The following is an 8,933-nucleotide window of genomic DNA, read 5'->3' as shown; positions in this document are numbered from 1 at the left end:
ATTTTACGACCCACCTTGGTAAGGTCAGTCACAAACCCCTCAAATTTGTCATACAGCGCACCTGCCTGTCGTGCAATTTCGATGGCGTTGCGTTGTTGTTTCTCGTTGTTCCACATACTGTCTATGGTGCGGAGGGTGGCCAGCAGGGTGGAAGGGGTCACAATAACAATATTTTTTTCGAATGCCTGATTATATAGCTTATTATCGCGGTTGATAGCAAGGGCAAAGGCGGGTTCAATGGGCACAAACATAAGGACGAAATCCGGGCTTTCCATCTCATAGATCTCCTCATATTTTTTAGCGGAGAGCTCACTTACGTGTTTCTTTATGGAATTTACGTGGTCCTGAAGGAAACGGGGCCTATCCTCTTCCTCTGCATTCACATACCGCTCGTAATCAGTTAGCGATACTTTGGAATCCACGATCATTTTCTTTCCATCCGGGAGGTTGATGATGACGTCTGGCATCACCCGGCTGCCATCTTCCCTGGTAAAGCTTTTCTGCACGGAATATTCCCGGTCCTTTTCCAGGCCCGATTTTTCAAGTACACGTTCCAGTACCAGTTCCCCCCAGTTCCCCTGCATTTTGCTATCCCCCTTAAGGGCTTTTGTAAGGTTGGTGGCTTCCCGTGACATTTGTTCATTTAACTCTTTAAGGCCAAATATTTGTTGCCTCAGGGCAGCGTGGTAGTCGATACTCTCCTTATGGGTTTTTTCAACCTTGTCTTCAAAGGTCTTGATCTTCTCCTTCAGGGGATTCAGGATGTTTTCAATGCTCTCCTTATTTTGCTTTGCAAATTTGCTGCTTTTTTCCTCCAGGATCTTATTGGCGAGGTTTTCAAATTCTTTGGTGAACTTTTCCTGAAGCTTTTCCACTTCTTCTTTTTGTTCCTGATTCTTGTGCCTGAGGTTATCCATATCTGCCTGATAACGGACCAGTTGCAAGCCCAGCTCTTCTTTCTTCTGACCGAGTGCTGTATTGTCTTCTGCCGCCTGTTCCAGGCGATCTTCCAGCGACTGAATATTTTTTTGCAGCAGTTTTTCCCGCTCTTCGAGAGCACTCTGAGCGGATTTTGTCCGCAACAGCTGGATAAAACGCCCGATAAAAAAACCCAAAGTCAGGGTAATGAGGCCGACAAGGATGTAGATAAATACGCTGTCCATAATCACATCAATTCACTTTTATAAAGATAAGGCATTACATCAAAACGCACGGGCGGCAGGATATTTACTGCTGTACCTTAAAGGTTCCGGTATTCCCGTCAAATTGTATGAGGTCTGATGGGAAAAGGGTGTCAAAATTCTTCCTGGAGATCAATTCACAGGGTTCGCCAAAGTAATGCTGCTGCGCACCCAATATCAGGATACGATCACACAGTTGAATGGCCAGATCCAGCTCATGAGTGGTAAATAAGACCAATTTGTTTGAGGTATGAGCCACCCGCTGCAGGGTTTTAAGGATGAGTACCTTGTGGTACAGGTCCAGATGGGTAGTGGGCTCATCGAGTAGCAGGACATCCGTATCCTGTGCCAGGGCCCTGGCAATCATAGCTTTCTGTAGTTGTCCATCACTTAGTTCATAACACTTTTTGTCCTTTAAGGCGGTTAGCTCCATAAGCTCCAACACCGCAAGAATACGGTCCTGGTCAGTTTTTGATAAAGTTCCTATCCAATTGGTATAGGGCTGTCTGCCCAGGGCTACAAGCTCTTTTACGGTAATGTTCCTGGAACTCATCGGTTCTGTAAGAACCACACCTATCTTGTGCGAGAGCTCCCGGATAGAATAGTGATAAAGAGACCGGTTTTCGAGCTCTACTGTCCCTTCCAGGGGATGTTGGATGGTGGCCAGGGTTCGCAGTAGCGTGGATTTCCCAATTCCATTAACGCCTACAACAGCTGTAAACTCCCCCTGCTGTACCTCAAAATTGAGGTTGTCCACAACTGGGATTGCTGATTTGCCGGCCTTATATCCAACAGTGAGTTGAGTAGCTTTTAAACTAATGGGTACCGTATTTTAAAAGGATGATATCTTCAGCTGAAAAGTACGGTAAAAACCTCAGAATATCATCTTTTTTTTACGCACCAGCAACCAGATCACTACGGGTGCACCAATGATTGAGGTAATTGCATTTATCGGCAATACATAGGCCGATGAAGGTAATTGTGCAAGGGTATCACATAACAGTAAAAGGATCGCCCCATAGATCAGAACGGCAGGTACCAGTGTCCGGTGATCTGTAGTGTTGAAAATCTGTTTGGTGAGGTGGGGAACGGCCAGCCCGATAAAGGCAATGGGTCCCGCAAAAGCCGTTACCGAACCTGCCAGCAATCCCGTAGCAATGATGATGAGGTACCTGGATTTGCGTATGGCGATTCCTATGCTTCGCGCGTAATTCTCGCCAAGCAAGAGGGCGTTTAAAGCTTTAAGGGACAAGATGCTCAGCACAATCCCAATAAGTATTACACCGGTAAGCAAGGCTAACTGTGGCCAGGACAGGTTGCCAACACTGCCAAAGGACCAGTATACATATTGCCTTAGCTGTTCAGCTTCGGTAAAGTAGGATAAGATAGATACCATTGCGGCGGTAATGCTGCCAAACATCAATCCAATAATCAGGAGGGCCATGGTATCCTTAATTCTCGAGGCAAGGACCACTACAATCAAAAGCACAAGGAAACTCCCGAGACTTGAAGCGATCACAAGGGAAAGGTCACTTCCGAAACCCGCAATCAGGTTTCCTGTGAAGATACCGGCCCCCATGATCAGCAGGGCGGCCCCCAGACTCGCCCCTGAACTGATCCCCAGTACAAAAGGTCCGGCCAGGGGATTTCTGAACAGGGTCTGCATGAGCAAGCCACTTAGGGAGAGACTACTGCCTACCAATATTGCTGTCAGGGCTTTCGGTATTCTATACTCCCATATGATATATTGCCAAGAGGGTTCCTCAGCAGGCTGTCCGAGGAGCACTTTAATGGTTTCCTCCAGGGGAATGGTCACAGATCCCAGGCTAATGTTCAATCCCAGGCTTAACAGCAGGAGTAAGCCCAGATAAACAAAACCGGTAATTCGGATGTTATTCATGCTCATTTTTCGAGGGGCTTAAAAAAGTAAGGATCCCGCCCGGGTAATATTTCCGGATGAAATATAGCGATTAAGTCCATCAGCACCTCGTGTGGTTTTCCTGGAGCCTGTTCGTAGTACAGCAGCCCCCCGGTAGGGCCCTTGGTAAGAGCAAAGGTAAACACCTTCCGCTCTTTAAACGCCCTGAACTGTTCGTAGTGCCTGCTGCCCTCAGACAGTTCTGTGTATGTGGTATATTGGGAAGGGGAGATCCAAAATGCAGCCTCCCTGCCCTTGGCCAAAACTGCTTCGATCCCCAGTGACAGGCTCCCGGTACCAGGTGTATCGCCCCATAAATAGCGAGCTCCTGCATCTTCAATGAACTGTGCCGCCCAACTTTCTCCCCCGGGAAGGTACCACACGTCTTTGTAGAGGGCTCCGCTCAGGACCGTTGGTTTGTGTCCAGTTTTTTGCGTTAGTTGTTTTGCATTCAGGTACGCCTTTTCAATTTTTTCAAATTCTGCCGCAGCCAGGGCTTCCTTTCCGAAAAAAGGGCCGTAGAATTTGATCCACTCTGCCTTACCAAGAGGGGTGGTTTCTGTCCATTCCCCATTATAGACCACGGGAATCCCGGCTCGTTTTAACGTCATGTAGGCAGGATTATCCCCATTTATGGTAAAACCAATAACCAACTCCGGTTCAAGGCCCATGCTCATTTCTGTGTTGAGGGTTTCGTTGCTCCCAATATCCACTATTTTCCCCTGATCAATCAGGCTTCTGGTGTAGGGAGATGAAATATACTTTGTATCAGGGAAACCCACTAGGTTTTGGGCAACACCTAGGGTTTCTAGTGCGGGAACATGGGTGGTGGAGGTGGCAATTATTCGTGTAACCGGCACAGGAATAATGGCGTCAAATTGATCCCTGTTCAGGATTGTGGTCGCTAACTTTTCCCTTTTTACGAGTGCATAACGCAGTACCCGGTCTGCTCCGGGCCAGGGGGAGGCTACCTGTATCACAGTGAGATCATCTGTGCGTTTCTCAATCTGAAATCCCTCAGCATATCTGATTTGTTCTTCCGGCCTCGGTTCAGGCGAATGTTTTTCGGTTTTCTCCTTACAGGAAAAACACAACAGCAGCGGGAATAACAGCAATAAGGACTTCAAATCAGAGATTTTGGAATGCCCCAAAAATAGCACAATTTTAAAATGGCCGGTAGGTCTTTATTTCTTACTTTGCAAAAGATTGCGGTGCCCGGTCCCCCAGGGATGAAGCGGGCTTAAAAGGGAATGCAGTGCTGAGGAAGCTAGCTCGATTTCATGCCACCTCAAAAGCTGCCACTGTTCCCGCAACTGTAGGCTAAGTCGACCTCAGGTCGATGCCTGACCCATCTTCTACCACTGTTCCAACGAACGGGAAGGGCCTGGGCAGGACGCAAGTCAGGAGACCTGCCGTGATTTGTAAAACAGCGTTTCGGGATAAAGCGAGGTTTACATTGATCGTTTACACTAATCGTAATAACAGCATTGAATGGGTACCAGAGGCACCTTGGTATTCCTCCTGCTTCTGGTAATAACAGAAGTTTATACGCAAGCGCAGGGGGATACTGTATTGATACAGGAACTCGATGAGGTAGTGGTCAGTGATTCCCGTTTTGAGCTAAAGCGTGAGAACTCAGGGAAAACGGTGATAACGATTGGTGCGGATATCCTCGAACGTAACCCGGGTGTCTCTGTCGCTTCCCTGCTGAATCAGTACAGTGGTATTGAGATTGGGGGTAGCCGAAGCCGGCAGGGAGAAGTACTCGGCGTATTTGCCAGGGGAGGTCGCGGCCGGCAGGTCCTGGTGTTGCTGGATGGCGTACGGGTAGCTGATCCTTCTTCCTTTTCACAGGAGTTCGACCTGAGGTTGCTCTCTACAACTGATATTGCATCGATTGAGATCATAAAAGGGGCTGCCAGTACTCTTTATGGGACCAATGCGGCGGCGGCAGTGATTAACATCAGGACCAGGGAAAGTGCTAACAACCCACTTTCCGGCGTCTTCCAGTCACAAATGGGAACCAATCAGACCGCATCCGACCAAAATTATCGCATTGCCCGTTTTAACCAGGCTGCCCGTATTAGCGGGACCCTAAACGGTTTTACCTATGCGGTAGGGCTTTCTCACGAATTTGCCAACGGCCTATCTTCACTAGCCACCACAGCAGGGGAGGAAGATCCTTTTTCGAGGGTGGGTACCTCCTTGCGTTTGGGATACAAGGCCGGAAAGAATTTTTCGTTTACCCTCTATGGACAGGAACAACGGCTGCGGAATGATTATGACGAAACTTTTGGTTTTTCTGACGCTCCCTATCAGTTTGTTAGCAGGCAATTACGAACGGGTATCACTTCATCCTTTTCTTACAGGGGTGGGAACTTAAACTTCAACGCAGCCTATTCTGAGTACGATTCTGAAAATCTAAGTGCCTTTCCTTCGGCCTTTAAAGGGGATAATCTGATCATGGACCTCTATAACCGTTATACCTTGGGCAAAAATGTATTTACCGCCCTAGGTATAAACTACAGCGAGGACCGGGCATTATCTCAAAATACAGAACAAATAACCCAGTTTGATCCCTATTTCAACCTGGTATATGTTTCCGGTAAGGGCTGGAATATCAATACCGGGGCACGTTTCAACCAGCATTCCCAATATGGAAACCACCTTGTTTATACGATTAATCCTTCTTACCGGTGGAGGTTAAACAAGGGATATTTAAGAGTGTTGACCTCATACAGTACTTCCTTCATTGCCCCGTCCCTTCCGCAATTGTTCGGTGAGTTCGGGGCCAATCCGGATCTGCAGCCCGAAACCAATCGGACGCTTGAGGCCGGACTGGAACTGGCGTTTCCAGGTAAAATTCGTTCCAGTGTGGTCTTTTTCAACAGAAAGGAACAGGATGCCGTGATCTTCAACAACAGCACATTTCAGTACTTTAATGCCGATTCGGAAGTAGCAGTCAGTGGGCTGGAATTAGAAATTGACTGGCAGGCTACCGAACAAATACGCTTAAACGGGAATTACACCTTTACAGAGCGAAAAGGGGACAACGCCATCCGGATCCCGAAACACAAATGGAACCTTAACTTGGGGTATCAGGTAGATCAGCGCCTTTTTGCACAATTGAGCGGTTCTTTTACCGGGGATCGAAGGGATACAGATTTCAATACCTTTTCTGACGTACCTCTGGATCGTTTTTTCCTGCTGGGGATGCAGGTGTCTTACGAGCTGCTCCCAAACCGCCTCAAGGTTTACCTGCAGGGGGAAAATTTGGGAAATTCCCGCTTTGAAGAAGTTCTGGGGTTTACGATACGTGGCAGGAACCTGGCGTTCGGCTTTCAATTCAAATTATAAAAAAAGCCCCGGATCGGGGCTTTTTAATCTATTCATCAAGGGATAAATTTCAAATTTATCGGTTTGTCCAATACCATATTATCCTTCATCGGGGTGAACATCCTTGAACTTGTAAGCAGTTTAACAGGGGTTTTTACGGTAAAATCGCGCCTGCCACTCATGCCGGTGATTTCCTGTATGGCCCTGGCAAGTAAGGGTTCATTAATGTCCCCAAGGATACCCAGGTTTTCAATATCCTCAAATTGTTCAATTTCCGGGGTAAAACCTGCGGTATAATCAGAGAAGCCTTGTGCATTTTCATTTCTCCCTACCAGCGGCTGAATGGCCCAACGGTTGTTGGGATTGATCTGGTTTTCCCTGGATGGGGTGTAGATGTAGGGGGCACCCTCCCGATCCGGGTCGTCAACCATGGTTAGGGAAAATTCATTTTTTCCACGGGTTGTGCTACCAATTTGAATCACATCAATATACGGATCGAGCCCATTAATGACCAGTTCACTGGCGGAAGCTGTGGACCTTGTGGTAAGGATATATACCCTGGTAAGGTTCAGGGTATTTAAAGGTGTTCCGGCGCCTGTGCGGTCAGCGAAATAGTCTTCCAGGTCGCCCGGGTCAAAAATCGCCTGGATTTTTGGGTTCCAGCGTTGTCTCAGATACAGATCACTGGTATTGGTGCCATAGATCATACTAGACAGCAATCGGGAAGAGTTTACTGAGCCTCCTGAATTATAACGAAGGTCCAGGATCAATTCCGTAGCGCCTTCGTTTTTTAGCTGCCCCATTGCTGTATTGAGGTCTTCGTCGAATTCGTTGGTGAAGCCGTTGTACATCAGGTAACCGATCCTCGTCCCCACCACCTCAAAGGTTTTGGCAATATATACGGGATTTTCTTCCAGGCCCTCTTCTTTGGTTAGTGTCACTTCCTTACCGTTAGGGGTGAGTACATCACCCTCAATATCGGCCATGCTCAGGGTGTAGGTGGCGTTTTCTCCAAACAAGAGCTCTTGGTAATTACCCCCATTAAGTTCCTGCCCATCTACTCCGGTAAACAATTCTCCACGGGAGATATCAGCCGTGGCCGCATTGGAATTATTTACAATGTAACGGACATAGCCATAGATCTGCTCATCAGCATCCAATTGATCGTTGTTGTTGTCGTCGAAGTAAGTAAGGCCAAATTCGAGACCATTGCTTCGGGAAATGCCTGCAAGGTTTTGTGTGAGTTCCACATAATCGTCGCTGTAGAAACTAAAGCGGTCCTGGACATAACGCAGTTTGGTATCAAAGAAAACAGCAGGATCTGTTTCTGATCCCAGGAACTCTGTATATTCAAGATCGGTGTCAAAACGGTCATCAGCAAGATTGGGGACTTCGGCCTGCCAGAAATACCATAAATTCATGGCCTGCCACATAAAATTCTGAGTATCCAGGTCTCTCGGACCAGTGTATCCGTCATCATCGTTCTTACTACACCCCAACACCAATCCCCCCAGCACCAACAGGGTTAAGAAATACTTTTTCATTTATTCAATTTTTTATGCACTTATTTGTATAACAACTCAAAAGCCAGAAACACTACCTAAATCCTTACTTTTAAGATGGTCGTAAAGATCTGTAAATTAGACCGGATAGAGCGTTAATAACAACCTAAAATACTTACATCTGCAGGAAAAAAAAATTTTTTGTAACAAAATTCGGTGTACTTCGTCTTCCTAGTGTAACACACCGTAAATGGTAAGTACAGCAATACAACAACCAACAATGACACAGTCAGAATTCCTAAATGTGGTCATGCCTTTTAAGGACAAATTGTACCGCCTTGCAAAAAGGCTCCTGGTATCGTCCGAAGAGGCGGAGGATGCCACTCAGGAGATTTTGATGAAACTATGGAGCAACAAAAAAGCCATAGGAAAATACAGAAATGTGGAGGCTTTTGCCATGACCATGACCAAGAATTTTTGTCTGGACCGGTTAAAGTCGAAACAGTCGGGCAATCTGAAGCTGGTCCACAGCAATTACGAGGACGGCGGATCATCCTCACTGCAAAAGCAGGTGGAAGCCAGGGACAGCGTGAACTGGGTAGAGCGGATCATGGAAGAATTGCCGGAACAACAAAAAATGGTCATACAATTGCGTGACGTCGAAGAGTACGATTATGACGAAATCGCAGAGTTACTGGAGATGAAGCCCACCGCAGTAAGGGTTGCCCTTTCCAGGGCCAGAAAGACCGTAAGAATGAAGTTATTAGAAAAGCATCGTTATGGAATCGGATAGAATAGAAAAATTACTAGAGAAATACTTTGAGGCCACTACCACAACGGCCGAAGAAAAGGAACTGAAGGATTACTTCACAAAGGGCGAGGTTGCCTCGCATCTTGAGCAGTACGCCCCCATGTTCACATATTTCTCCGCAGCTAAGGAAGAGCGTTTCACCCGGCAGGTTTCCCTAAAAACCAGAGGATATATTTATCAGTGGA

At 47.0% G+C, this 8,933-nt stretch carries 8 protein-coding genes and 1 riboswitch; of the genes, 3 read left to right on the top strand and 5 right to left on the bottom strand.

Annotated features, from left to right (window positions below; translation table 11 throughout):
- The 4 genes from AC4E7D_RS07520 to AC4E7D_RS07505 form a co-directional block, all read right to left on the bottom strand.
- The coding region (locus tag AC4E7D_RS07520) for a DNA recombination protein RmuC (RefSeq protein WP_490173196.1) at positions 1–1,163 on the bottom strand (1,163 nt) is incomplete at its 3' end.
- A gap of 64 nt (positions 1,164–1,227) precedes the next feature.
- A complete protein-coding gene (locus AC4E7D_RS07515) occupies positions 1,228–1,938 on the bottom strand; it encodes an ABC transporter ATP-binding protein (protein WP_490173195.1) in 711 nt (236 codons plus the stop codon).
- A 117-nt stretch (positions 1,939–2,055) separates the two neighbouring features.
- On the bottom strand, positions 2,056–3,081 hold the full coding sequence (locus AC4E7D_RS07510) for a FecCD family ABC transporter permease (protein ID WP_490173194.1): 1,026 nt from the start codon (positions 3,079–3,081) through the stop codon (positions 2,056–2,058).
- Between the two features lie 2 nt (positions 3,082–3,083).
- Positions 3,084–4,226, bottom strand: coding sequence for an ABC transporter substrate-binding protein (locus AC4E7D_RS07505; RefSeq protein ID WP_490173193.1), 1,143 nt, complete (start codon positions 4,224–4,226; stop codon positions 3,084–3,086).
- 65 nt (positions 4,227–4,291) lie between these two features.
- Positions 4,292–4,530, top strand: a riboswitch (cobalamin riboswitch).
- A gap of 60 nt (positions 4,531–4,590) precedes the next feature.
- Between AC4E7D_RS07505 and AC4E7D_RS07500 the strand changes: the two genes are divergently transcribed.
- Positions 4,591–6,456, top strand: coding sequence for a TonB-dependent receptor plug domain-containing protein (locus AC4E7D_RS07500; protein ID WP_490173192.1), 1,866 nt, complete (start codon positions 4,591–4,593; stop codon positions 6,454–6,456).
- 35 nt (positions 6,457–6,491) lie between these two features.
- On the opposite strand, the gene AC4E7D_RS07495 is transcribed toward AC4E7D_RS07500, so the two are convergent.
- Positions 6,492–7,979 carry a S41 family peptidase gene (locus tag AC4E7D_RS07495; protein ID WP_490173191.1) on the bottom strand — a complete coding sequence of 496 codons (1,488 nt, stop codon included), beginning with the start codon at positions 7,977–7,979 and terminating at the stop codon, positions 6,492–6,494.
- A 238-nt stretch (positions 7,980–8,217) separates the two neighbouring features.
- On the opposite strand from AC4E7D_RS07495, the gene AC4E7D_RS07490 reads away from it, so the two are divergent.
- Entirely contained in the window at positions 8,218–8,730 is a 513-nt protein-coding gene (locus AC4E7D_RS07490; RefSeq protein WP_490173190.1) for an RNA polymerase sigma factor, read from the top strand.
- Positions 8,717–8,933 (top strand): PG0215 family putative anti-sigma factor (locus AC4E7D_RS07485; RefSeq protein WP_490173189.1); only part of this gene is annotated, 217 nt, incomplete at its 3' end. The genes AC4E7D_RS07490 and AC4E7D_RS07485, both read left to right, overlap by 14 nt.

The sequence above is a fragment of the Lentiprolixibacter sp. genome (genome assembly GCF_982873095.1).
Note: the sequence above shows the minus strand (reverse complement) of the source record. Positions and strands in the feature narration are given on the sequence as shown.

Bases quoted from the DNA above. Each gene is read 5' to 3' on its own strand.
- AC4E7D_RS07510 (WP_490173194.1), bottom strand. From the start codon at position 3,081: ATGAATAACATCCGAATTACCGGTTTTGTTTATCTGGGCTTACTCCTG.
- AC4E7D_RS07500 (WP_490173192.1), top strand. From the start codon at position 4,591: ATGGGTACCAGAGGCACCTTGGTATTCCTCCTGCTTCTGGTAATAACA.
- AC4E7D_RS07495 (WP_490173191.1), bottom strand. From the start codon at position 7,979: ATGAAAAAGTATTTCTTAACCCTGTTGGTGCTGGGGGGATTGGTGTTG.
- AC4E7D_RS07490 (WP_490173190.1), top strand. From the start codon at position 8,218: ATGACACAGTCAGAATTCCTAAATGTGGTCATGCCTTTTAAGGACAAA.